Genomic DNA, 25,335 nt, shown 5'->3' with positions numbered 1-25,335 from the left:
GGGGCCGCCATGTCGACCGTTCTCGTCCTCATCGCCTGCCTGCTCACGCTCGCCTCGTGGGCGAACCTCGTCGTGGCCTGGAGCAGGGCCCGGTCGCTGGAGGACCGTGCCCCGCGTGTCCCGCACCCGGTGTCGGTGCTCGACGCCGCCTTCCTGACCGGAGGGCCGCGGCGCGTGGCCGAGACCGTGCTCGCCGGAATGCACTACGACGGCAGGGTGGTGGTCTCCAGCAGCGGGCTCGTCACCGTGACCGATCCGCACCCTCGGCGGCCCCTGGAGACCGCGCTGATCGACTCCTGCGGCCCGGCCAGGCAGCGTGAACTGGCCCCGCTGCGCCTGGAGATGATGCGCCACCCCGCGATCCAGCAGGTCGGCGACGGGCTGGCGGCGAACGGTCTCCTGCTGGCGCCGGCGATCCACACCAGGTGGCGCCGGGCCAGGAACCGGGTGGTCGTCGCCCTGGTGCTGTCGTTCGGGGCCCTGGTCGCCGCCACGATCGTCTGGGTGGGCCAGAGCGATCGCTTCCCCTCGGGGCCGCCGCCGATCGTATGGCTGCTGCCGTTCTTCGTGGGGAGCCTGGTCGTCATCACGGTCTTCGGGCCGCGTCCGGGGCGGTTGACCCGCCGGGGCAGACAGCAACGGGACGAGTTGGTCCGGGCGAACCCCTGGACGGTCCCCGGAGCGGCCACCACGGATGTGGCGATGCTGAGCACGGTGGCGATCGTCGGCACCGCGGCACTGTGGGACCCGGTTCTGCGCGATCTGATGGCGTGGCGCCCCTCGATGGCCTCGGCCCATACCGTCGTGTCGTCGGGCGGGACCTCCTGCGGCACCGCCTCGTGGTGCGGTGCGTCGGACGGCGGTGGCGCCTCCGGCTGCGGTGGTTCGTCGTGCGGGGGCGGGGGCGGCGGGTCGAGCTGCGGGGGTGGTTCGTCGTGCGGGGGCGGGTCCAGCTGCGGCGGTGGGTCGAGCTGCGGGGGCGGGTCCAGCTGCGGGGGCGGGTCCAGCTCCGGGGGCGGGTCCAGCTGCGGCGGCTGAGCTCGGATGCCGGCCCGGAGCGGACAGCGAGCTGGGACCGAATCGCGATCGAAATGGTGAGCGAATTGTCGGTGGCGTCAGGTAGAACGGGCCCATGTGGGTCCTGTTCCTCCTGGTCGCCTGGATCGCGGCCATCGGCTCGTGCGGGCGGCTGTGCCGTGCGGCGATCACCGCCGCGCGGACGCGGGAGCCCGCCGAGCGGGAGGAGCGGCGGGGAGCGCCGGGCCTGTACGAAGCGGCCTACCTCTTCGGTGGTCCCCGGCGGGTCACCGACCTCGCCCTGGTCCGGCTCTCGTGTGACCAGCGGATCCTGCTGGCGCACACCGGATACGCCACCGTTGTGGATCCGCACGGGCGCGACGAGATCGAGCGGTCGCTGATATCGGCGGTGGGGGCCGGGGGACAGTCACCGGTGTCGGCCGTGCGCGCCGCCTTCGTCGAGGGCGAGGCCGTGCGCTCGCTCGCCGACCGGCTCACCGAGGCCGGCCTCGCCGTACCGGCCGCCGCCCGCCTGGCCGTTGACTCCTCCGTGCGCGTGGTGCGGGCGGCCTCGGTCGTGATCGTCGTCACGTTCGTGATGGGCGCGGTCCTGCATCCACGGGGTGCGGACGGGTCGCTGGTCGGCTGGTTCGCACTGCCCCTGCTGATCACCCTGGGGAGCCTTGCCATCGCCCATGTCGAGATCGGCCCCTGCACCCGGTGGGCCTCGCCCGCCGGCCAGGACTACCTGCGGAGATTCCGAATACCCGATCGGGGCACGGGCGGTGAGGAGTCGGCCGATGGTGAGGTGCTGGCCGCGGTCGCCGTGTGCGGTCCCGCCGCGGTGCCCGATCCGCTCCTGCGCACCGCCTTGCGCGGTGGGAGGCGAGTCGCCTCCAACGGGTGAACGCCCACGGAAAGGGCGCATCCGATCGGATGACCATCCTGGGCCCAACTCCCCCTGAATGGCGGCGACTTGATCCCGACACCGGACAAACGGTGCTTTACATAAGGAAAGACCTTCCGAAGGATCGCTGTCATGATCCGGTGCCGCGCAGGCCCGGGGCGGCCCTGGAGAGGGGAACTTCCTTGAGAGCAGTGATGCGCTTCGGCATGAGCGCGGCCATCGTGGCGGCAGTGCTCGCGGTGGCCCCGGCGGATGCGGCCGCCGACCGTCCGCATCCGGTGCGGGACGAGTCGGGACAGGGCGGCTCCGGACAGGCCGGCTCCGGACAAGGCGCCTCCGGAGAGGGCACCTCGGGGCACGTCGGGTCGGGGCACGTCGGGTCGGGGCAGGTCACCGGTGCCGGCTGGGACGACGGCCTCCGGGGCGGCGGTGTGCTTCAGGACCGCCTTCTCCGGGGCGGCGGCCCGATGCTGGACGGCCTTCTCCAGGACGGTGCCCTGCGCCAGGACCCGGCCCTTCAAGGAGGCGGCGGCCTTCTGCACGACGGTGGGCTTCAGCGAGAGGCCGCACTTCGAGGAGGCGGGGGCCTGCCAGGAGTCGGAGCGCTGCCGCTAAGCGGTGAGGTGCGGGAGGCGGGAGCCGAGACGGCCGCTGGCGAGGCCTACGCGGCCGGGGTCCATTTCTCCGCATGTCCCAAGGCCGCCCGCCTGCCCGCCCCGATCAGGTGCGGACGGGTCGAGGTGCCACTGGACTACTCCCGGCCGCATGGCGCGCGGATCAGCCTGATGGTCAGCCGGGCCAAGGCGACGGGCACACGCGAGCAGCGCCAGGGCTCACTGCTGTACAACCCCGGCGGCCCCGGAGGCTCCGGCCTGTCCTTCCCGCTCGCCCTCACCCGCAAGAGCCCCAACTGGACGCGGGTGGCGAAGGCGTACGACTTCGTGGGCTTCGACCCTCGGGGCGTCGGCCAGTCCACACGCGTCTCCTGCGAGGACCCGAAGACGCTTGCCAAGGGCCCCTCCCCCGACCCGGATCCGACGTCGGCGGCGGACAAGAGCCGCCGCGTCGCCAAGGCCAAGGCGTACGCCGAAGGCTGCCGGCGCCGCTCGGCGAAGCTGCTGCCCCATATGACGACGGCCAATGTCGCCCGTGACCTCCATGTCCTCAAGGCGGCGCTCCACGACGACCGGCTGAACTTCCTGGGCGCCTCCTACGGCACCTACATCGGCGGGGTCTACGCCACCTTCTTCCCGGGCGACGTCCGCCGGATGGTGCTGGACAGCGCCGTCAATCCGGCGCCGGACCACATCTGGTACCGCAACAACATGGACCAGAACGTCGCCTTCGAGACCCGCTGGCGCGACTTCCGCACCTGGGTGGCCCGGCATGACTCCGTCTACCACCTCGGCCGCACCGCCGCCGCGGTCCAGCGCTCCTACGACAAGGTCCGCAAGGAGCTCATCGCGCGCCCGGCGGGCGGGAAGGTCGGCGCGGGCGAACTTCAGGCCGCCTACCTGCTCACCGGCTACTACGACATGGTCTGGGCGGACAGCGCCTCGGCCCTCTCCCAGTACGTGCGCGGCAACCCCGAGCGGTTGGTCGCTCTCGCCGCCAAGGACCCCGCGCAGGCAGCCGACGACGAGAACGGCTCTGCCGTCTACACGGCGATCCAGTGCGCCGACGCTCCGTGGCCCCGCGACTGGAAGGTCTGGGACCGCGACAGCACCAGGGTCGCCCGTCGGGCCCCGTTCGAGACGTGGGACAACACCTGGATGAATCTGCCGTGCGCGTTCTGGAAGGGCCCCAAGGGGCGGCCGGTGGATGTCGGCGCCGGGACACGGGGACGTCTGGCGCCGGTGATGATCGTGGCGGCCGAACGCGACGCGGCCACGCCGTACGCGGGCGCGGTGGAACTGCGGCGCAGGCTGTCCGGTTCGGTGCTGGTGACGGAGCGGGACTCCGGTTCGCACGGCGTCACCGATCTGCCCAACCCCTGCGTCAACCACCGGGTGGTCGACTACCTGCTGCACGGCGACGCCGGTCCGGCCTCGGAGGGCTGCCCCTCGCACGGCGTCCCCCTCGCTTCCGGCACCGGGCGGTAGCGGCCGGCCCACCGCGGACGGCGAGCGGGCCGCGAAGACAGCGGTGGGCATCCGGCAGGACCGGGTGCCCACCGCCGTTTCGGCGTTGGATCGTCAGGCCAGCCCGGCCACCAGATCGGCGACGGCCTTGCGCCGCCCGGTGTAGAACGGCACCTCCTCGCGGACGTGCCGCCGCGCCTCGGACCCGCGCAGGTGGCGCATGAGGTCGACGATGCGGTGCAGTTCGTCGGCCTCGAAGGCCAGCATCCACTCGTAGTCGCCGAGGGAGAACGACGCCACCGTGTTGGCCCGCACGTCCGGGTAGCCCCGCGCCATCCTCCCGTGGTCGGCGAGCATGCGCCGCCGGTCCTCGTCGGGCAGCAGGTACCACTCGTAGGAGCGCACGAACGGGTAGACGCTGACCCACTCGCGGGGCGTCTCGTCGGCGAGGAACGCCGGGATGTGGCTCTTGTTGAACTCGGCCGGGCGGTGCAGCGCCATGTTCGACCACACCGGGTCGAGGGCGCGGCCCAGCCGAGTGCGGCGGAAGCGGTTGTAGGCGTCCTGGAGGGCGTCCGCGGTCTCCGCGTGCCACCAGATCATGACGTCGGCGTCCGCGCGCAGCCCGGAGACGTCGTAGGTGCCGCGCACGGTGACGTCCTTGGCGGCGAGCTGCTCGAACAGCTCCTCCACCTCGGAGGCGTATCCCACGCGGTCCTCCGGCAGCACGTCCCGCAGCCGGAACACCGACCACATGGTGTACCGGATGACCTGGTTCAGATCGCGGGCCTTCTTCTTCGGGGCGTCCGGGGCGTCCTGGGCGTCTTCCGCGGCAGCGGCGGCAGTGCTCTCGGTCATGTGCTCATTCTCCCCCGGCCCCGGTGCGGCCCGGACCAGGGGTCCCCTCTTCCAGCAGCCGGTCCACGGCCCGGCGCGCGCCGGCCACGCACGCCGGGATGCCCACGCCGTCGTACACCGCCCCGCACACGGCCAGACCCGGGAGTTTGCCCACGTCGGTCCTGATCCGAGCCACCCGGTCAAGATGGCCGACGGGGTACTGCGGCAGCCCATTGCCCCACCGGGTGACCCGGGCCGCGACGGGGGCGGCGGTGAGCCCTGCCGCCGCGTTCAGGTCCTCGCGCGAGAGCCGCACCAGGTCGGTGTCGTCCCAGGCGAGGTCCGCCTCCTCGCCGTAGCGGCCGATGGAGGTGCGCAGGACGAAGGTGTCCTGGTCGGCGGCGTCGATCCAGCCCCACTTGCGGGAGGAGAACGTGGACGCCTTGATCGTGTGCCCGTCCACCGGCGGGACGAGGAAGCCGCTGCTGTCGGGCAGCCCCGCCACGTCACGGCGGCGGAACGCCATGGTGACCAGGGCCATGCCCGCGTACTCGACCGCCGAGAGCTCGGCTGCCGCCTGCGGTGCCTCGGCACGGAGCAGTCCGGCGGCGACGGGGGCGGGCGAGGAGACGACCACCGCGTCGGCGCCGACCGCGCGCATCCCGTCCGGGCCCTCGACGACGAGCCGCCATCCACTCGCGGACCGTTTGAGCTCGCGCACGGCGGTGCCCGTCTCCAGCCGGGCACCGGCCTGACGGCAGGCATCGGCGACGGCGAGCGGGAGCCTGCCGACGCCTCCGCGGATGCCCATGAAGACCGGCCCCGGCTCACGGGGCGCCCGGCGCTGGATCCTTCGGACACCCTCGATCAGGGAGCGGTCCCGGCGGGCGGCGTCGAACAGCTGCGGCACCGCGGCCTTCAGCGAGAGGCGGTAGGAGTCGCCCGCGTAGACCCCGCCGAGCAGCGGCTCGACGAGCCGGTCCACGACCTCGCGGCCGAGCCGGGCGGCCACGAAGTCGCCGACGGACACATCGTCCGCCACCGGGGTGCGCGGCAGGAGATGGTCCAGCGGGATACGGGCCAGACCCTGCGGGGAGAGCACCCCTGCCGCGGCGAGCGGGGCGAGGTCGCCGGGCACCCCCATCACATGGCCCCTGGGCATCGGCCGCAGGGCGCCACGGGTCCACAGGCGGGCACTGGCGGTGGCAGGCGGTTCCAGGTCCTCGGCGAGGCCGACGGCACGGGCCAGCTCCACCGCCTCGGGGCGGCGGGCCAGCATCGACTCGGCGCCCAGGTCGACCGGTACCCCGGCGATCTCGTCGGCGTGCAGCTTGCCGCCGAGCCGGTCCGAGGCCTCGAACACCGTGACCCGCGTCCCCGCGCCGTCCGTCGCTCTGCCGTCGCTCAGGAGGAACCATGCCGCCGCGAGGCCGGAGATGCCTCCTCCGACGACGACCACGTGCCTGGGGTCCGGGACGGAACGGGGCTGCGGCGGCGAAGCGTTCATGCCCCCACTCTCGCAGACGGCTCAGGCGGGCGGGCGGGCGCGGGTGGGCCGTTCCGCGTCCGTACCGTGACGCGTTCGAGATCCCCGAAACGGAAACCGTCGTACCTCGGCACCCGTCGAACCGCCGACACTCACGGTGGCCCGCAGTCAGGGCCACCTCGAACCGGGGGGTTTCACGATGCTCGTTCGAAGATCCATGTCAGGTCGCGGGCGTTCCCTCTCCGCCGCCGTGCTCGCACTCCTGCTGGCCGCCGTGGCCCTGCTGGCCGGATGTTCGGCTTCGGGCAGGGGCGGTGACAGCGGTAACAAGGCTCAGCGGGGGGCCGCCGACAGCGCCGAGCGCGGCGGCTCCTACGACTCGGACGCGAAGCCGGGGCAGGCGCCCAAGCCCCCGGCGTCGCGGCGGGAGGCGGTCAAGCCCTCGCAGACGCATGTCATCCGCACCGCGTCCCTGCGCATCCGCACCAGGCATGTGGACCGGGCGGTGGAGGAGGCGCAGCGGCTGGCCACCGCGGCGGGCGGCTATGTGGGGAGTGAGGACACCGGGCGGGACGAGGACGGTTTCGAGCACTCCACCCTGGTCCTGCGGGTCCCGCAGGACGCCTACCAGCAGACGCTGGAGGACCTCGCGGCCCTCGGACGCGGCGAGGGCAACAAGCTGCTGGAGCGGAAGGTCTCCGCGAAGGACGTCACCGACCAGGTCGTGGACGTCGACAGCCGGATCACGTCGCAGAAGGCGAGTGTCGACCGGATCCGCAAGCTGATGGACCGGGCGGACAGGATCGACGATGTGGTCACGCTCGAGGGCGAGCTGAATACCCGCCAGGCCGATCTGGAGTCGCTGGAGCAGCAGCAGAAGTCGCTCGCGTCGCGTACGACCATGGCGACGGTGACGCTCAACGTCGTGGAACCGGCCGCCGCGGCCAAGAAGAAGGACAAGGGCGGGGACGGCGTCGGGGAGGCGGTCGTGGGCGCGCTCGGCGACGGCTGGCACGCGTTCTATGTGACCCTGCGTGCCCTGCTGGTGGTCTTCTCGGCGGTCCTGCCGTTCGCGGCGCTGGGGGCGCTGCTGTTCTACGTGGGACGCCGCTACCTGAGGCGCGCGGCTCAGCCTCGTCCGGCCGTGGCGGGGCCCTCCCCGATCATGTCGACGCTCTACCCGGCGCCGCCGGCGCACCCCTCGGCACCTCCCCACCCCGCAGCTCCGCCCCACCCCGCGACTCCGGCCGGCCCCGCGGCGCCCGCGCCCGCGGGCGAGCAGCCGCAGGACGGGGAGGATGGCGCCCAGCGGAGCCCACGCGAGTAGGGCGAGCGGACCCGCCCACAACCGGCGGGCGGCAGCGACGGGACCGCTGCCACCCGCCGAGGTGCGCCGGAATGTGCCACCGGCCGACCTGGCAGCGTCGGCCTCCCGAGCCCGGAGCCACCGGGCTCCGATCCCGTGCCCCAGGTCCCGGGTGCCAGGCCCCGGGCCCCAGGGCTCAGTTCTCAGACCCCGGGTCCGACCCTCGGGCCTCAGTTCCCAGACCCCCGGTCCCGACCCTCGGGCCTCAGTTCCCAGACCTCCGGTCCCGACCCTCGGGCCTCAGTTCCCAGACCTCCGGTCCCGACCCTCGGGCCTCAGTTCCCAGACCTCCGGTCCCGACCCTCGGGCCTCAGCCCCCAGGCCCCCGGTCCCGACCCTCCGGCCTCAGCCCCCAGACCCCCGGTCCCGACCCTCCGGCCTCAGCCCCCAGACCCCCGGTCCCGACCCTCCGACCGCAGTTCCCAGACCCCAGGCTCCGAGGCTCAGTTCTCAGACCTCGAATCCCGAGCCTCCGGCCGCAGTTCCCAGACCCCAGGCTCCGAGGCTCAGTTCTCAGACCTCGAATCCCGAGCCTCCGGCCGCAGTTCCCAGACCCCCGGTCCCGACCCCCGGCCGCAGTTCCCAGGCCCCAGGCTCCGAGGCTCAGTTCTCAGACCTCGAATCCCGAGCCTCCGGCCGCAGTTCCCAGACCCCCGGTCCCAACCCTCCGACCCCAGTACTCAGACCTCCGGTCCCGACCCTCGGGGCTCAGTTCTCTCAGACCTCGGGTCCGGAGGCTCAGGCACCCGTCTCGCTGTGCACGAACTCCACGAGCCTGGTGAGCGCGTCGGGGTCGGTGCTGGGCAGCACCCCGTGGCCGAGGTTGAAGACATGGCCCTCGGCGGAGCGGGCGGCCTTCAGCACCTCTCGTGCCTTGGCCTCCACCGCCTCGCGCGGGGCGAACAGGACGGCCGGGTCGAGGTTGCCCTGGAGCGCCTTGCCGGGGCCGACCCGCCGGGCCGCCTCGTCCAGGGGGACCCTCCAGTCGACGCCGACCACGTCGGCGCCCGCTTCACCCATGAGGTTAAGCAGTTCGCCGGTGCCCACGCCGAAGTGGATGCGCGGCACCCCGAGCCCGGCGACGGCCTCGAAGACCTTGGCGCTGGCGGGCATGACGTAGCGGCGGTAGTCGTCCGGGGCGAGCGCGCCCACCCAGGAGTCGAACAGCTGCACGGCCGAGGCACCGGCGGCGATCTGCACCTTCAGGAACGCCGAGGTGATGTCGGCGAGCCGGTCGAGCAGGTCCGCCCACAGCTCCGGGTCGCCGTACATGAGGGCCTTGGTGCGCTCGTGGCTGCGCGAGGGGCCGCCCTCGACCAGATAGCTGGCCAGAGTGAACGGAGCGCCGGCGAAGCCGATCAGCGGGGTGGAGCCGAGCTCCTGGACGAGCATGCCGATGGCCTCGGTCACATACTTCACGTCGTCCGGGTCCAGCGGGCGCAGCCGGTCCAGGTCGGCGCTGGTGCGGATGGGGTCGGCGACGACCGGGCCGACCCCCGGCTTGATGTCCAGGTCGACGCCGATGGCCTTGAGCGGCACCACGATGTCGCTGAAGTAGATCGCCGCGTCCACCTTGTGCCTGCGCACGGGCTGCAGGGTGATCTCGGTGACCAGGTCGGGCCGCATGCAGGACTCGAGCATGGCCGTGCCCTCGCGCGCCTTGAGGTACTCCGGCAGGGAGCGGCCGGCCTGCCGCATGAACCACACCGGCGTGTGCGGCACCGGCTCGCGGCGGCACGCCTTCAAGAACGCGGAGTCGTGCGTCCTGCTCGTCTGCTGTTCGTTGGCACTCACGCCTGAATCTTCGCACGCGGCGACGGACCGCCCGCCCCGCCCGAATGGCGCGCGTCCGTGTGGGCGACCCGCCCACGCGGGCGCCCTTGCGCGCCTCGGACGCTCGGGCGGCCTAGTCTTCGCAGCATGGCAGCGGTCAGCGGGCACCTCGCGGACGGGGACGGCACCCCACCCCAGTTCCAGCGCGCGGTGGAGGCGCTGCGTGCGGCAGCCGTACGGCCGGAGGTGGAGCTCACCCCGACCCGGGCGCCGCAGCGGCTGGCTCCGTACGCGTACGCGGTCACCGGTTCGGTGACGGTGGAGGGGGAGGAGCTGGCGGACGGGCGCTTTGTGCTCCTGCACGATCCGGACGGCCACGAGGCGTGGCAGGGCGACTTCCGTGTGGTGACCCTGGCCCGTGCGGACCTGGAGCCGGAGATGGCCCAGGACCCGCTGCTGGCGGAGGTCGGCTGGTCCTGGCTGACCGGAGCGCTCGAGGGCCGTGGCGCCCGCTTCGGCGAGCCGAGCGGGACGGTGTCGCGCTGTTCCTCCCACTTCTTCGGCGGGCTGAGCGAGCGCCCCGTCTCCACCACGGTCGAGATCCGCGCCTCGTGGACGCCCGAGGACCGGGGCGCGGGACCGGACCTTCCGGCGCACCTGGCCGCGTGGGCGGATCTGCTGTGCACCACCGGCGGTCTTCCTCCGTCGGGCCACGGCGACGACGGCGGCCCCGGCTCGGGGCGGTCCGGAGGCGGCGGCGTGGTGCCGATGCCGAGCCGCCGCAGTCCGCAGCGGCACTGACGAGGCACGGACGAGGCGCTGCCGAGGTACGGCGGAGGCGCTGACGGGGCGCCGCGAGGCACGGCGGCAGAATCGCCCTCCGCGGTCGCGGCACCCCCACGGGCGTCCGCACGGACGTCGCGGCCGGTCCCGAACCGTCGGTGAGTCCGGAGGAGGGACGGCCGCGAAGGGCCGCTGCCGACGCTTCGAGAGGGACCGTGAAAGGGACCGCGAAGTGACGCCGAGAGGGACCCCCAAGGAACCGAGAAGGGGCCCCGAAGAGGACTTCGAATGGGACTTCGAAAGGTACTCGCAGCCGGGCAGTGATACCCCAAGCGGTGACACTCCGTCACCCCGATGCCCACTGTTGTCCGATTACCCATCAATCCTGATCGGATGAGCCGACTTTTGCGCTCTTCGCGAGCAGGACGAAGCCCGCATTGCCCGAATTGTTACTAACTAAACCGTGATCTTTCGCTAAAGACGGGCACGGATGGTGCCGAAGCACACAGTGACCCTTTCAAACCGCGGATCACGCCGACTTCCCCAACGTCGGACCCGTCCTGCCACCCACAGGAGGCCTGGTGTCGGTTCTTCTCGAACACCCAACAAGCCTGGTCGCCTATCGGCCCAACAAGCCGACCGCGATGGTCGTCGTCGCCGACCCCCGCGTCCGCAGCACCGTCACCCGACACCTGTGGGCGCTCGGAGTCCGCGACGTGATCGAAGCTTCGTCCATCGCCGAGGCCCGCCCCCGGGTCGGTACTCCTCGCGACATCTGCGTCGCCGACGTCCACCTCCCCGACGGCTCCGGCCTGACCCTGCTCGCGGAGACGCGGGCGGCGGGGTGGCCGAACGGCCTCGCGCTCTCCGCCGCCGACGACATCGGCGCGGTGCGCAACGCCCTCGCCGGAGGCGTCAAGGGCTACGTCGTCACCGGCACCCGTACGAGCGTCGGCCTGCCGCCGCGTCCGGGTGCCGCCCCGATCGGCGCGGGCGCCGCCCGCCTGCGCCGTCCCCCGGGTGCCACACCCAACGGCTACCGGGAACTGTCCGGACGCGAGGTCGAGGTGCTCCGGCTCGTCGCGGAGGGCCAGTCGAACAAGGCGATCGGCGTGTCGATGGGGCTGTCCGCCCTGACCGTCAAGAGCCACCTCGCCCGGATCGCCCGCAAGCTCGGCACCGGCGACCGCGCCGGTATGGTGGCCGTCGCCCTGCGTACGGGGATCATTCACTGATCGTCGGGCCCGCTTGTCGAACGCCCGTCGGCGGAACGTTCCGTCGACGGGCGTTTTGTATGGACAGCTACCCTGGGTAGGTGACCGACGCCCGAGAAGCCGCCCTTGAAACCGCAAGTGAACAAACCCCGGCGCCGGTCCCTCTGCTGGACCCGCGCGAGGGCATCCCGCCGGTAGTCGCCAGCCCGGAGGCCCTAGCCGAGGTGATCGCCGCCTTCTCGGCGGGCACCGGTCCGGTCGCTGTCGACGCCGAGCGCGCTTCCGGCTACCGCTACGGGCAGCGGGCCTACCTGGTCCAGCTGCGCCGTGACGGTTCGGGGACCGCGCTGGTCGATCCGATCGCCTGCCCCGACCTGTCCGGCCTGGGGGCCGCCTTCGCCGACGCCGAGTGGGTGCTGCACGCGGCCACCCAGGACCTTCCCTGCCTGGGCGAGCTGGGCATGCGTCCCGCCGGCCTCTTCGACACCGAACTCGCCGGACGGTTGGCCGGGTTCGCCCGCGTGGGCCTGGGCGCCATGGTCGAGAACGTCCTGGGCTACTCCCTGGAGAAGGGCCACTCGGCCGTCGACTGGTCCACCCGCCCGCTCCCCGAGCCCTGGCTGCGCTACGCGGCCCTCGATGTCGAGCTCCTGGTCGACCTGCGCGACGCGCTGGAGGAGGAACTGGACCGGCAGGGGAAGCTGGAGTGGGCCCTCCAGGAGTTCTCCGCGATCGCCGCCGCTCCCCCGCCCGGTCCCCGCGTCGATCCATGGCGCCGAACCTCGGGGATGCACAAGGTACGCAGGCGCCGCCAGCTCGCCGTCGTCCGCGAGCTGTGGACGGCCCGCGACCAGGTGGCCCGCGAGCGCGACATCTCCCCGGGCCGGGTGCTGACCGACGCGGCCATCGTCGCCGCCGCCCTGGCCCCGCCCGCCACTACGCACGCGCTGGTCGCGCTCCCGGGGTTCGGCAACCGGGGCAGCCGCCGCCAGCTGGACGTGTGGATGGCCGCCATCGACAGGGCCAGGGCCCTGCCGGAGAACCGGCTGCCGCAGCCGACCGCCCCCATGACCGGCCCTCCCCCGCCCCGCGCCTGGGCCGACAAGGACCCGGTGGCCGCCGCGCGGCTGTCCGCGGCACGGGTCGCGGTGACCTCGCTCGCGGAGGAGCTCCGCCTGCCCCAGGAGAACCTGATCACCCCCGACACGGTCCGCCGGGTGTGCTGGGAGCCCCCGAGGACGCTGTCTCTGGAGCGGGTCGGCGAGGCCCTGGCGGCGCACGGCGCACGGCCCTGGCAGATGGAGCTGGTGGCCCCGGTCCTCCTCGCCGCGCTGACCGACACGGACACGTCGTGATGTGACGTTGGCCCCTTTGGGGGGCAGGGCTGGGCACAGTGGTTACCCGTGAGTAGCATGACCGTATGGGCCCGCCGCTCCATCGTTGCGGCGCGCCCAGCCGGGAGCGACGCGTGCGAGGTCCTTCCGCCCGAGGTCGGGCGGGAGGGACCCGCCGACGGCATCGGCCGGTACCGCCGGCGGCGCCTCGCGAGCGGAGAAGCGAACAGTTCAGCAGCAGTGCCCCCGCATCTGGAGGAGAGCCAACGTGCCTCGTACCGCTAGGGACGTCGTCTTCGTCGACGGCGTCCGCACCCCGTTCGGCAAGGCGGGCCCGAAGGGCATCTACCACGACACCCGTGCCGACGACCTGGTGATCAAGTGCATCCGGGAGCTGCTGCGGCGCAACCCGGACCTGCCGCCGGAGCGCGTGGACGAGGTCGCCGTGGCCGCCACCACGCAGATCGGCGACCAGGGGCTGACCATCGGCCGCTCGGCCGCCCTGCTGGCCGGCCTGCCCAAGTCCGTGCCCGGCTACGCCATCGACCGCATGTGCGCCGGTGCCATGACCGCCGTCACCACCACCGCGGGCGGTATCGCCTTCGGCGCGTACGACGTGGTCGTCGCGGGCGGTGTCGAGCACATGGGCCGCCACCCGATGGGTGAGGGCGTGGACCCCAACCCCCGTTTCCTGTCCGAGCGCCTGGTCGACCAGTCCGCGCTGTTCATGGGCATGACCGCGGAGAACGTCCACGACCGCTTCCCGCAGCTGACCAAGGAGCGCGCCGACGCGTTCGGTGTGCGCAGCCAGGAGCGCGCCGCCAAGGCGTACGCGAACGGCAAGATCCAGCAGGACCTGGTACCGGTCGCGGTGCGGCGCACCAGCCCCGAGGGCGGCGAGACCGGCTGGGGCCTGGCCACCGTCGACGAGCCGATGCGCCCGGGCACCACGCTCGAGGGCCTGGCCGGCCTCAAGACCCCCTTCCGCCCGCACGGCCGCGTCACCGCGGGCAACTCCGCGGGCCTCAACGACGGCGCCAGCGCCTCCCTGCTCGCGGCCGAGGACGTGGCCCGCGACCTGGGCCTGCCGGTGCGCATGCGCATGGTCTCCTTCTCCTTCGCGGGCGTCGAGCCCGAGGTCATGGGCATCGGACCGGTCCCGGCGACCGAGAAGGCCCTGGCCAAGGCGGGTCTGTCGATCGACGACATCGGCCTGTTCGAGATCAACGAGGCGTTCGCCGTCCAGGTGCTGTCCTTCCTGGACCACTACGGCCTCGCCGACGACGACGAGCGGGTCAACGCCTGGGGCGGCGCCATCGCCTTCGGCCACCCGCTGGCCTCCTCCGGCGTGCGGCTGATGAACCAGCTGTCCCGCCAGTTCGAGGAGCACCCCGAGGTCCGCTACGGCCTGACCTCCATGTGCGTCGGCATGGGCATGGGTGGCACCGTGATCTGGGAGAACCCGCACTTCGAGGGGAAGAAGTAACGTGACCGACCTTCAGCAGCTCGCCCAGGAGCTCTTCCCGGACGAGGTCGTGACGCAGGCTCACGTGCGCCACCTCGACCTCCCGGGCGGGGCCGGGCGCTTCGCGCTCATCACCCTGGACAACGGCCTGGACCACACCAAGCCGACCACCTTCGGCCCGCAGGGCCTGTCCAACCTCGGCAAGGCGCTCGACCAGGTCGAGGCCGAGGCCGCCGCGGGCGGGATCGTCGCCGTCGGTGTGACCGGCAAGCCGTTCATCTTCGCCGTCGGCGCCGACCTCAAGGGCGTCGAGGCGCTCAAGGAGCGCGACCACGCGGTGGCCATCGGCAAGGGCGGCCACGACGCGTTCAAGCGCCTCGCCGCGCTGCCGGTGCCCTCCTTCGCCTACTACAACGGCGCGGCGATGGGCGGCGGGGTCGAGATCGGCCTGCACTGCACCTACCGCACCGTCTCGGCGGCCCTGCCGGCGTTCTCCCTGCCCGAGGTCTTCCTCGGCCTGGTCCCCGGCTGGGGCGGCTGCGCGCTGCTGCCGAACCTGATCGGCGCCGACCGCGCGGTCTCGGTGATCATCGAGAACTCGCTCAACCAGAACAAGCAGCTCAAGGGCGCCCAGGTCTTCGAGCTCGGTATCGCCGACGCGATCTTCGAGGCGGCCGACTTCCTCGAGCAGTCCCTTGTGTGGACCGCGGCCGTCCTCAAGGGCGAGATCGCCGTCGAGCGGCCCGAGATCGACCGCGGCGAGGCGTGGGACAACGCCGTCGCGCGCGGCCGCACGGTCGCCGACTCCAAGGTCCACGGCGCGGCCCCGGCCGCGTACAAGGCCCTGGACATCATCGCCTCCGTCAAGGACGGCGACCTCGAGGCCGCGTTCGACGCCGAGGACAACGCCCTCGCTGACCTGATCATGGGCGGCGAGCTGCGGGCCGGGCTGTACTCGTTCAACCTGGTCCAAAAGCGCGCCAAGCGCCCGGCCGGTGCCCCGGACAGGAACCTCGCCCGTCCGGTCACCAAGGTCGGCGTGGTCGGCGCGGGCCTGATGGCCTCTCAGCTGGCACTCCTGTTCGCCCGCCGCCTCGAGGTGCCGGTGGTCCTCACCGACATCGACCAGGAGCGCGTCGACAAGGGCGTGGGCTACGTCCACGCCGAGATCGACAAGCTGCTGCTCAAGGGCCGCGTCAGCAACGACAAGGCCAACCGCCTCAAGGGGCTGGTGTCCGGTTCGCTGGACAAGGCCGTGGCCTTCGCCGACGCCGACTTCGTCATCGAAGCGGTCTTCGAGGAGATGGGCGTCAAGCAGAAGGTGTTCGCCGAGCTGGAGCAGATCGTCCAGCCGCACACCATCCTGGCGACCAACACCTCCTCGCTGTCGGTCACCGAGATGGCCTCGAAGCTGGAGCACCCGGAGCGGGTCGTCGGCTTCCACTTCTTCAACCCGGTCGCCGTCCTTCCCCTGCTGGAGATCGTCCGCGGCGAGAAGACCGACGACGCCACGCTGGCCACGTCGTTCTCCGTCGCCAGGACATTGAAGAAGACCGCAGTGCTGGTCAAGGACGCCCCGGCGTTCGTCGTCAACCGCGTCCTGACCCGCTTCCTCGGCGACGTCATGGCCTCGATCGACGAGGGCACCCCGGTGGAGGTCGCCGACCGCGCCGTGGCGCCGCTCGGCCTTCCGATGTCGCCCATCGTGCTGCTCGAGCTCGTCGGCCCGGCCGTCGCCCACCATGTCTCGGGCACCCTCCACCGTGCCTTCCCCGACCGCTTCCGCGTGTCGGAGAACCTCGGCCGCATCGTCGAGGCGGGCAAGCGCTCCATCTACACCTACGACTCCGGCAAGCCCGAGGTCGACCCGGAGGTGGCGGCCCTGTTCCAGGTCGGCGACACCGTCCTGACCGAGGAGCAGGTGCGCGACCGGGCGCTGAACGCCATCGCCCAGGAGGTCCAGCTCATGCTGGACGAGGGTGTCGTCGCCGAGGCCCAGGACATCGACCTGTGCCTGATCACCGGCGCCGGCTGGCCGTTCCACCTGGGCGGCATCACGCCGTACCTGGACCGTGCGGGCGTCTCGGAGCGGGTCAACGGCAAGCCGTTCCTCGCCCCGGGCGTGGCGAGCGTGCCCGCGTAAGCCTCGCGCGAGCCGCCGAAACCCTTGATCCGGCGGGCCCCTGTCCCGGGGCCCGCCGTTTCGGCGTTGCGGGCGCGGGGCCGGGAGCCATGCGGTGCGAGCGGCCGGGACCGGGGCGCTTAAGCTACGGCCATATGTACGCGCCTTCCCCCGCGGCGCCGCGTCAGCGGCGCCGACGCGTCCTCGTCTCGGCCCTGTGCGCCTCGTTGCTGGTGGCCGCCACCGTGGTCACGCTCACCGCGAAGTCCCGCCCGGAGCCGAAGGACCGCCCTCCCGACGTCGCCTCGCCGGTCGAACTCGGCGACCGTGTCGGCTCGTACACGGCGCTGTTCCCCCTCCGGAGCGGCTACCGGCCGCCGAGCCGGGAGGAGCGGGCGGCCGTGCGCGCGGGCGTCATGGACGTCCTCGACGGCAGGATCGACTCGGCGCGGTCCCGGCTCGGGCACGTCGGCTACACCGTCCGCACCATGCGCCTCAAGGGCTCCGAGCGGGCGGTCGCCGAGATAGCCGAGCGCGAGGGCGAGGACACCGGACGCGGCTGGGGCCGGGTCTACGTGGACCTCTCGCGGTCCGCGCGGTTCAGCGTCCAGGTGCCGCACCCCCGGGCGGACATGAACAGCGAGCTGATGGGCGCGGAGCTGTTCGCGAAGACGCCCGGCGCGGTGCTGGTGCTCGCCGGGGCCAACCGCTTCGCCGGGCAGGGCAAGGAGGCGGACATGGCGCACCAGGCGCGGTCGGTCTTCAACGCCGTGTGCGCCGCTCTGACGGCCCGCGGGCTGCCGGGGGTGCAGTTGCACGGGTTCGCCAACGAGAGCTCGCCGGGGAACGACGTGGTGCTCTCCCCGGGCGTCACGGAGCCGGGCCCCGAGATCCGCAGGGCGGCCAGGCTGATCTCCGACGCCGGGCTGCGGACGTGCCGGACCTGGGTGCGTTCCTGCGGGCAGTTGGAGGGCACGACGAATGTGCAGGGGCGCGACGCCGCCGCTCACGGCATTCCGTTCCTGCACGTCGAGAACAGCCACACGGTGCGTACCGACGCGGCCGGGCGCTCGGCCGTCGTGGACGCGCTGGACGAGGCGGCACGGGGCTGGAACGGCCGCTGACGCACGCTCAGGGCCACCCGTCAACAGCACCCGTCAACGGCACCCGTCGGCAGCCCCGTCGGCGGTCCGGCTCGCCGGGGCACCGGCCGTTGCGCGAGGCTGGAGGCATGCGGCCTCTTGTGGTGGTGGACGGTGCGAATGTCGTCGGCTCGGTGCCGGACGGCTGGTGGCGCGACCGGCTCGCGGCGAACGAGAGGCTCCGCGACGCCCTGGTCCCGATCGCCCGGGAGGGGCTGCCCGATCGGGCCGATGTGCCGGAGTGGGTCCGGCGGCCGCCGCTGGACGTCCTGCTCGTCGTGGAGGGCAGGGCCCGCGCCGTCCCGCCCGTGGAGGACGTGCCGGTCACCGCGGCGCCCGGCAGCGGTGACGACACGATCGTGGACCTGGTGGCGCGGGCCAGGGCCGAGGCCCCCGAACGGCCCGTACTCGTCGTCACGGCCGACCGCGAGCTGCGCGAGCGGGTCAGGAAGCTCGGCGCCGAGGTCGCCGGCCCCAAGGCGGTCCGCCCCTGAACGCCGGCGGCCCGGAAGCCGGGAGCGACCGTCGGCCCGGGACCCGGCCGGAGCCGGCCCGGAACCGGATTCGGGTCGGTCCGGGACGGCCTCGGACCATTCCGGAACCGCCTCCGACCGGCAGGGAAAGGTCCCTCGGACCCTTCGCCCCGGGCGTCTGCCGGGGCGTCGGATTCGGCCCGAGGGACCTCTGCCTCAATCGGTGGAACCGGCGGTCGGGGCAACCCGCGGACCCCGTCAGCCGAGGGTCGCGATGGCCTCGTTGAAGACCTTCGACGGACGCATGACCGCCGCCGCCTTGGCCGGGTCGGGCTGGTAGTACCCGCCGATGTCGGCCGGCGTGCCCTGCACCGCGATCAACTCGTCGACGATGGTCTGCTCCTGCTCGGCCAGCGTCTCGGCCAGGCCCTTGAACGCCTCGGCCAGCGCGGCGTCGTCGGTCTGCCCGGCCAGCTCCCGCGCCCAGTAGAGCGCGAGGTAGAAGTGGCTTCCGCGGTTGTCGATCCCACCGAGGCGGCGGCTGGGCGACTTGTCCTCGTTGAGGAACGTGGCCGTGGCGCGGTCGAGCGTGTCCGCGAGCACCTGGGCGCGCGCGTTGCCGGTCGTCTGCGCGAGGTGCTCGAAGCTGACCGCCAGCGCCAGGAACTCGCCCAGGCTGTCCCAGCGCAGGTAGTTCTCCTTCACGAGCTGCTGGACGTGCTTGGGCGCGGAGCCGCCGGCGCCGGTCTCGAACAGCCCGCCGCCGTTCATCAGGGGGACGACCGAGAGCATCTTGGCGCTCGTGCCGAGCTCCAGGATCGGGAAGAGGTCGGTCAGGTAGTCACGCAGCACATTGCCGGTGACCGAGATCGTGTCCTCGCCGCGGCGGATGCGCTCCAGGGAGAACGCGATGGCCTCGGTCGGCGCCATGATCTCGATCCGGAGCCCCTCGGTGTCGTGCTCCGGCAGGTACGCCTTGACCTTCTCGATCAGCTGGGCGTCGTGCGCGCGGTTCTCGTCGAGCCAGAAGACCGCCGGGTCGCCGGTGGCGCGGGCGCGGGTGACGGCGAGCTTCACCCAGTCCTTGATCGGCGCGTCCTTGGTCTGGCACATGCGGAAGATGTCGCCGGCGCCGACGACCTGCTCCAGCACCGCGTCGCCCGACTCGTCGACGACCCGCACGGTGCCGGTGGTGGGGATCTCGAAGGTCTTGTCGTGGCTGCCGTACTCCTCGGCCTTCTGCGCCATCAGGCCGACGTTGGGCACCGAGCCCATCGTCGACGGGTCGAAGGCGCCATTGGCGCGGCAGTCGTCGATGACGACCTGGTAGATGCCCGCGTAGCTGCTGTCCGGCAGGACGGCGAGGGTGTCGGCCTCCTGGCCGTCCGGGCCCCACATGTGGCCGGAGGTGCGGATCATCGCGGGCATGGAGGCGTCCACGATGACGTCGCTCGGGACGTGGAGGTTGGTGATGCCCCGGTCGGAGTCGACCATCGCGAGCCGCGGGCCCTCGGCCAGCTCGGCCTCGAAGGACGCCTTGATCCGCTCGCCCTCGGGGAGCGACTCCAGGCCCTTGAGGATGCCGCCGAGGCCGTCGTTCGGGGCCAGACCCGCCGAGGCGAGCGCCTCGCCGTACGCGGCGAAGGTCTTCGGGAAGAAGGCCCGTACGACGTGGCCGAAGATGATCGGGTCGGAGACCTTCATCATCGTGGCCTTCAGGTGCACCGAGAACAGCACGCCCTCGTCCTTGGCGCGGGTGATCTGGGCGCCCAGGAACTCCCGCAGGGCCGCGACCCGCATGACGGACGCGTCCACGACCTCGTCGGCCAGGACCGGCACCGACTCGCGCAGGACAGTGGTGCTGCCGTCGTCGCCCACGAGCTCGATGCGCAGGGAGCCGGCCACGCCGACGACCGCGGACTTCTCGGTGGAGCGGAAGTCGTCGACGCCCATGGTGGCGACGTTGGTCTTGGAGTCCGAGGTCCACGCGCCCATGCGGTGCGGGTGGGTCTTGGCGTAGTTCTTGACCGAGGCGGGGGCGCGGCGATCGGAGTTGCCCTCGCGCAGGACCGGGTTGACGGCGCTGCCCTTGACCTTGTCGTAGCGGGCGCGGATGTCCCGCTCCTCGTCGGTCCTGGGGTCGTCCGGGTAGTCCGGGAGCGCGTAGCCCTGCTCCTGCAGCTCGGCGATGGCCGCCTTCAGTTGCGGAATCGACGCCGAGATGTTCGGCAGTTTGATGATGTTCGCCTCGGGGGTCTTGGCCAGCTCGCCGAGTTCGGCGAGCGCGTCCTCGATCCGCCGGCCCTCCTCGAGACGCTCGGGGAAGCCGGCGATGATCCGCCCCGCCAGGGAGATGTCGCGGCTCTCGACATTGACTCCGGCCGTCGAGGCGTACGCCTGGACCACGGGCAGGAACGAGTACGTGGCCAGGGCCGGGGCCTCGTCAGTGTGCGTATAGATGATGGTCGAGTCAGTCACCGGTACTCCGCCTTCACGTCTACATCGTCTCGATATCAAGATATCTCGTTCGCGCCCCTGTCCGACACCCACCCCCGGGGGCACGGGGGCCGCGCTCCCGGACAGGGCGGCGGCTCGCGCGGTCGCCGGGAGCGGTCCTCACAGCGGTGTGGCGGGGCCGGCCGCGGGCGGCTCCCGCCCGGCTCCTCCTAGCTCTTGCGGGCGTAGAGCACGGCGCCGTCCACCGTGCCGACCCGCTCGTAGTGGTCGTCCAGCATGCGCTCCAGCGCGGGCAGCTCGGACGGGCGGTACGGGGCGCCCCTGGAGTCGTCGACGACCAGGGCGGGCCGCCGGGCCCGGGTCTCCTGCTCGAACGTGGCCCAGGCTCCCGGCACGGCGTGCGCCTTGCCGACCTGGTGCTGTCCACGGCCCCCGCTGAAATTCGTCAGGAACCCCGCGGTCAGATAGCGGCTGGCGGGCTGCCGGTCGGCGAGCCAGTAGTCCTCGGGGTGCATCCCCCAGATCAGCACGGTGTCCTGCCGGTCGGTGCGCTCGGCGACCGCCTGAGCCACGGCCTCGGCGTGGTCGAGCTCCTTGGTGGGGTGCAGCAGCCCCCACACGACGAACACGCCCGCGACGACCGCCGTGAGGAACAGCGCGGGCCGCTGCCAGCGCGGGAGGTGGTGCAGGGCGTCGACACCGAGGAGGACCAGCGGGGGGACGAGCTGGAGGTAGTAGTGCCCGAAGAAGTGGAAGCCCACGACGACGGCGACAGCGCTGGAGGCCAGCCACAGCCACAGGTCGGCGTCGGCCACGGCTCGGCGGCGCAGCAGTATGTGGCCGATGGCGGCCACCAGCGCGCCGGCGGCGGCGGACAGTATGGCCGCGTTCCCCAGGGCCCGGGCCAGCGCGGTCGGCCACGAGCCGCTCATGGAGGAGGCGTAGGAGCCGCTGCCGGTCACGGTCCAGAACAGGAAGCGCCCCGGTCCGGTGATCAGCGCCGCCATCCCGATGGGGACGAGGAAGCCGAGCAGGGCGTGGGCTCCGCCGCGTCCGGGGTCGTCGGAGCGGTCGCGGTCGCGCCACATCATCCACAGCACCGGCAGGAGCACCGCGCCGCCGGTCTGCTTGGTCAGCGCGGCCAGGGCCGCGCAGGTCCCGGCGAGGGCCCAGCGCCCGCGGTCGGCGAAGTAGAACGCGCCCGCCGTCCCCGGCAGCATGAAGACCTCGAAGGAGGCGGCCTGGGCGTCCTCCGGCGCGAGCCCGACGGAGACCAGCAGGTAGAGCACTCCGGCGCCGGCGCCCGCGCGGTTCCCCCAGCGCCGCCGCGCGATGCCGACCACGGCCAGCGCGGTCAGCAGGTGGGCCGCGATTGCGAGCACCCGCACCGGCTGGAGCGAGCCGTCACCGAAGAGCGCGAACAGCCCCTGGTAGGCCCACGGCAGGAGCGGCGGCTTGCGGTCGACGACCGTGTCGTACAGGACCCCGCCGTTGGCCAGCATGCGGGCCTGGGTGGCGAGGAACCCCTCGTCCGGATTCCAGATGGGCCGCAGGAAAGAAGGCAGCCGGGTGGCGAGCGCCACCGCCGCCAGCAGCGGCAGCAGCCTCAGCCAGTAGCGCGTCGCTGTGGCGGCTGTGTCTGGCGTGGCGGAAGGGGAAGCGTTCGACACCCGGACCAAAGTACCCGCCCTCCGGTCTCCCGGCGGCTCAAGGGCCGGGACTCGTCGGTTGCGGCCGCGCCCGCGTGCTGAGCCTGCTGTGGCGGCGGCCGTAGACGAAGTAGATGACGAAACCCGCGACCATCCAGATCCCGAACCGCAGCCAGGTCTCGGCCGGGAGGTTCAGCATCAGCCACAGCGAGGCGCACACGGACGCGATCGGCAGCCAGGGCACCCAGGGCGTTCGGAAGGAGCGGTGCAGGTCGGGGCGTGTGTTGCGCAGGATGATCACGCCGACCGCCACGACGATGAAGGCGAAGAGGGTGCCGATGTTCACCAGCCCGGCCAGCTCGGAGATGCTGGTGAAGCCCGCGATGACCGCCACGATCACCCCGAGCAGGACGGTCGAACGGTAAGGGGTGCGCAGCCGGGGGTGGACCTGGGAGAAGGCCCTCGGCAGCAGGCCGTCGCGGCTCATCGCGAAGAACACCCGGCTCTGGCCGAGCAGCAGGATCATGCACACCGTGGTCAGCCCGACGGCGGCTCCGAAGCTGATCACACCGGCGAACCAGGGGTGGCCGGTGGCCTTGAAGGCGTCGGCGAGCGGGGCGTCCACGGACAGCTTGGTGTACTTCTGCATTCCGGTGACCACGATCGACACGGCGACGTAGAGCACCGTGCAGATGGCGAGTGATCCGAGGATGCCGCGGGGCACATCCCGCTGGGGGTGCCTGGTCTCCTCGGCGGCGGTCGCCACGATGTCGAAGCCGATGAAGGCGAAGAACACCACGGAGGCGGCGGTGAAGATGCCCTGGACGCCGTAGGTCGTCGGCTCGTAGCCGAACATCAGCTGGATCAGTGGCGCGTTGAGGCCGGATTCGGCACCGGAGGCGGGCACGGCCTCGGGGAAGAACGGCGAGTAGTTGGCCGAGTTGATGAAGAACAGCCCGGCGACGATGACCAGCAGGACCACGCACACCTTGATCGCCACGACGACCGCGGTGATCCGTGCCGACAGCTTGACCCCCACCACGAGCACGGTCGTCAGCAGGAGCACCAGCAGGAAGGCGAGCAGGTCGAAGCCGAAGCCCTCGGCGTCGCTGGTGCCGGCCAGCCCGTCGGGCATGTGCCAGCCGATGTTGTCCATGAGTGAGCGGATGTAGCCGGACCAGCCCACGGCGACGACGGCGCAGCCGAGGGCCAGCTCCAGGACGAGGTCCCAGCCGATGATCCAGGCGGGCAGCTCTCCGAGGGAGGCGTACGCGAAGGTGTACGCCGACCCGGCGACGGGCACCGTGGAGGCGAACTCCGCATAGCACAGCGCCGCCAGCCCGCACACCACACCGGAGGCGACGAAGGCGAGGGCGACGGCGGGTCCCGCGTTGTTCTTGGCCACCGTGCCGGTGAGGACGAAGATGCCGGTGCCGATGATGACGCCGACGCCGAAGACCGTCAGATCCAGGGCGGACAGCGACTTGCGGAGCGCGTGCTGCGGCTCCTCGGTGTCCCGCATCGACTGCTCGACGGTCTTGGTGCGCAGGGCCGACACCCGTCGCGAGGCGACGTCGGGGGGAGGGCTCGGGGGTGGGCTGGCGTCCATCGGTACACCTCCGCGGGTTGTTCTGGTGCCATGATCACCGGCCGTGGCGTCCATGGCAGCACCTGTTGTGGCGTTTCACCCGTAGGCGTGCGCTCACACCTGCGCAGAAGGGGCCGGGCGCCACCCGAAAGAGTGGCGCCCGGCCCCGGTCGATTCGCGGAGACCCTCTCCCGGGTCAGTCGGAGGCCACCTCGGCGTGGGCCTGCTCCAGGCGCCCGTCGAGCTTGGCGACCAGGCCGGTGACCTGGCGGGCGATGTCGGGGGCGGTCAGGCCGATCTCGGCCATGACCTCCTTGCGCGTGGCGTGGTCGAGGAAGCGCGGGGGGATGCCGAAGTCGCGCAGCGGGACGTCCACTCCGGCGTCGCGCAGGGCCTGGGCCACGGCGGAGCCGACACCGCCGACACGGCCGTTGTCCTCGACGGTGACGACCACGCGGTGGTCGGCCGCGAGCGCGGGCAGCGCCTCGTCGACCGGCTTGACCCAGCGGGGGTCGACGACGGTGGTGGAGATCCCCTGCGCGTCCAGCAGGGCGGCGATCTCCAGGCACATCGGGGCGAGGGCGCCCACCGACACCAGCAGCACGTCGGGGCACTCGGCCCCGCTCTCGCGCAGGACGTCCATGCCCCCGACCCGCCGCACGGCCTCGACGGCCGGGCCGACGGCGCCCTTGGAGTAGCGCACGACGGTGGGCGCGTCGTCGACCTCGACGGCCTCGCGCAGTTGGAGGCGCAGCTGGTCGGCGTCGCGGGGGGCGGCCAGCCGAAGCCCGGGGACGACCTGGAGGATCGACATGTCCCACATGCCGTTGTGGGAGGCGCCGTCGGTGCCGGTGACTCCCGCCCGGTCGAGGACGAAGGTCACCCCGCACTTGTGCAGGGCGACATCCATCAGGACCTGGTCGAAGGCGCGGTTGAGGAAGGTGGCGTAGACCGCGACCACGGGGTGCAGCCCCCCGGTGGCGAGGCCCGCGGCGGAGACGGCGGCGTGCTGCTCGGCGATCCCGACGTCGTACACCCTCGACGGGTACGCCTTGGCGAACTTCTCCAGCCCCACCGGCTGGAGCATGGCGGCCGTGATGGCGACGACGTCCTTGCGCTCGGCGCCGATGCGCACCATCTCCTCGCCGAACACCGACGTCCAGTCGGCTCCGGCGGCGGCCACCGGCAGCCCGGTGTCGGGGTGGATCGGCCCGATGCCGTGGAAGCGGTCGGCCTCGTCCTGCTCGGCGGGGCGGTAGCCGCGGCCCTTCTCGGTGAGGCAGTGCACGATGACGGGGCCGCCGAAGCGCTTGGCCCGGTGGAGCGCCGACTCCAGCGCCTCCATGTCGTGGCCGTCGATGGGCCCGACGTACTTGAGGCCCAGGTCCTCGAACATGCCCTGCGGGGCGATGAAGTCCTTGAGCCCCTTCTTGGCGCCGTGCAGCGTCTCGTACAGCGGCTGCCCGATGACGGGGGTGCGCTCGAGGATCTCCTTGCCGCGCTGGAGGAACCGCTCATACCCGTCCGTGGTGCGCAACGTGGCCAGGTGGTTGGCCAACCCGCCGATGGTGGGCGCGTAGGACCGCTCGTTGTCGTTGACCACGATCACCAGCGGCCGGTCCTTGGCCGCCGCGATGTTGT

The 25,335-nt window shown here is 72.4% G+C and carries 18 protein-coding genes; 11 read left to right on the top strand and 7 right to left on the bottom strand.

The genetic code is table 11. The annotated features are described in order from the left end of the window. Positions 1 to 9: 9 nt before the first annotated feature. From IEY86_RS20695 to IEY86_RS20685, 3 genes are all read left to right on the top strand, one after another. Positions 10 to 1,038, top strand: coding sequence for a TIGR04222 domain-containing membrane protein (locus IEY86_RS20695; protein WP_189133280.1), 1,029 nt, complete (start codon positions 10 to 12; stop codon positions 1,036 to 1,038). Between the two features lie 94 nt (positions 1,039 to 1,132). Beyond that, on the top strand, positions 1,133 to 1,924 hold the full coding sequence (locus tag IEY86_RS20690) for a TIGR04222 domain-containing membrane protein (protein ID WP_189133279.1): 792 nt from the start codon (positions 1,133 to 1,135) through the stop codon (positions 1,922 to 1,924). A gap of 191 nt (positions 1,925 to 2,115) precedes the next feature. Continuing rightward, positions 2,116 to 4,026 (top strand): alpha/beta hydrolase, encoded by a 1,911-nt coding sequence (locus IEY86_RS20685; RefSeq protein WP_229698637.1) that lies wholly within the window; start codon positions 2,116 to 2,118, stop codon positions 4,024 to 4,026. A 93-nt stretch (positions 4,027 to 4,119) separates the two neighbouring features. Here the strand turns inward: IEY86_RS20685 and hemQ are convergent, their stop codons facing one another. Both hemQ and hemG read right to left on the bottom strand, forming a co-directional pair. Further along, positions 4,120 to 4,863 (bottom strand): hydrogen peroxide-dependent heme synthase, encoded by a 744-nt coding sequence (gene hemQ / locus IEY86_RS20680; RefSeq protein ID WP_189133278.1) that lies wholly within the window; start codon positions 4,861 to 4,863, stop codon positions 4,120 to 4,122. Positions 4,864 to 4,867: 4 nt separating this feature from the next. Further along, positions 4,868 to 6,349 (bottom strand): protoporphyrinogen oxidase, encoded by a 1,482-nt coding sequence (gene hemG / locus IEY86_RS20675; RefSeq protein WP_189133277.1) that lies wholly within the window; start codon positions 6,347 to 6,349, stop codon positions 4,868 to 4,870. Between the two features lie 196 nt (positions 6,350 to 6,545). Here hemG and IEY86_RS20670 point away from each other — a divergent pair, with 196 nt between their 5' ends. Next, positions 6,546 to 7,655, top strand: coding sequence for a DUF4349 domain-containing protein (locus tag IEY86_RS20670; RefSeq protein ID WP_189133276.1), 1,110 nt, complete (start codon positions 6,546 to 6,548; stop codon positions 7,653 to 7,655). Between the two features lie 777 nt (positions 7,656 to 8,432). Here IEY86_RS20670 and hemE read toward each other — a convergent pair. Beyond that, on the bottom strand, positions 8,433 to 9,488 hold the full coding sequence (gene hemE, locus IEY86_RS20665) for a uroporphyrinogen decarboxylase (RefSeq protein WP_189133275.1): 1,056 nt from the start codon (positions 9,486 to 9,488) through the stop codon (positions 8,433 to 8,435). Positions 9,489 to 9,614: 126 nt separating this feature from the next. Between hemE and IEY86_RS20660 the strand changes: the two genes are divergently transcribed. From IEY86_RS20660 to IEY86_RS20630, 7 genes are all read left to right on the top strand, one after another. Then, complete coding sequence (locus tag IEY86_RS20660; protein WP_189133274.1) at positions 9,615 to 10,268, top strand: DUF3000 domain-containing protein; 654 nt, start codon at positions 9,615 to 9,617, stop codon at positions 10,266 to 10,268. Between the two features lie 563 nt (positions 10,269 to 10,831). Then, complete coding sequence (locus IEY86_RS20655) at positions 10,832 to 11,485, top strand: helix-turn-helix transcriptional regulator (protein ID WP_189133273.1); 654 nt, start codon at positions 10,832 to 10,834, stop codon at positions 11,483 to 11,485. Between the two features lie 80 nt (positions 11,486 to 11,565). Continuing rightward, positions 11,566 to 12,819 carry an HRDC domain-containing protein gene (locus tag IEY86_RS20650; protein WP_189133272.1) on the top strand — a complete coding sequence of 418 codons (1,254 nt, stop codon included), beginning with the start codon at positions 11,566 to 11,568 and terminating at the stop codon, positions 12,817 to 12,819. A gap of 247 nt (positions 12,820 to 13,066) precedes the next feature. Beyond that, positions 13,067 to 14,284, top strand: coding sequence for a thiolase family protein (locus IEY86_RS20645; protein ID WP_189133271.1), 1,218 nt, complete (start codon positions 13,067 to 13,069; stop codon positions 14,282 to 14,284). 1 nt (position 14,285) lies between these two features. After that, entirely contained in the window at positions 14,286 to 16,406 is a 2,121-nt protein-coding gene (locus IEY86_RS20640) for a 3-hydroxyacyl-CoA dehydrogenase NAD-binding domain-containing protein (protein WP_189133270.1), read from the top strand. Between the two features lie 134 nt (positions 16,407 to 16,540). After that, positions 16,541 to 17,509: a hypothetical protein gene (locus IEY86_RS20635; protein WP_189133269.1), complete on the top strand. Its 969-nt coding sequence runs from the start codon at positions 16,541 to 16,543 to the stop codon at positions 17,507 to 17,509. Positions 17,510 to 17,616: 107 nt separating this feature from the next. Continuing rightward, positions 17,617 to 18,021, top strand: coding sequence for a PIN domain-containing protein (locus IEY86_RS20630; RefSeq protein ID WP_189133268.1), 405 nt, complete (start codon positions 17,617 to 17,619; stop codon positions 18,019 to 18,021). Positions 18,022 to 18,258: 237 nt separating this feature from the next. Here the strand turns inward: IEY86_RS20630 and IEY86_RS20625 are convergent, their stop codons facing one another. The 4 genes from IEY86_RS20625 to IEY86_RS20610 all read right to left on the bottom strand — a co-directional run. Next, on the bottom strand, positions 18,259 to 20,478 hold the full coding sequence (locus IEY86_RS20625; RefSeq protein WP_189133267.1) for an NADP-dependent isocitrate dehydrogenase: 2,220 nt from the start codon (positions 20,476 to 20,478) through the stop codon (positions 18,259 to 18,261). A 188-nt stretch (positions 20,479 to 20,666) separates the two neighbouring features. Next, on the bottom strand, positions 20,667 to 22,127 hold the full coding sequence (locus IEY86_RS20620; protein WP_189133266.1) for an ArnT family glycosyltransferase: 1,461 nt from the start codon (positions 22,125 to 22,127) through the stop codon (positions 20,667 to 20,669). Between the two features lie 37 nt (positions 22,128 to 22,164). Then, positions 22,165 to 23,628: an amino acid permease gene (locus IEY86_RS20615; protein WP_229698636.1), complete on the bottom strand. Its 1,464-nt coding sequence runs from the start codon at positions 23,626 to 23,628 to the stop codon at positions 22,165 to 22,167. 262 nt (positions 23,629 to 23,890) lie between these two features. Next, positions 23,891 to 25,335, bottom strand: a 1,445-nt coding sequence (locus tag IEY86_RS20610) for a 1-deoxy-D-xylulose-5-phosphate synthase N-terminal domain-containing protein (protein WP_189133264.1), incomplete at its 5' end; no start/stop codon positions are given.

This window comes from Wenjunlia tyrosinilytica (genome assembly GCF_014646055.1).
In the GTDB taxonomy this organism is placed as follows: Bacteria; Actinomycetota; Actinomycetes; order Streptomycetales; family Streptomycetaceae; genus Wenjunlia; species Wenjunlia tyrosinilytica.
Note: the sequence above shows the minus strand (reverse complement) of the source record. Positions and strands in the feature narration are given on the sequence as shown.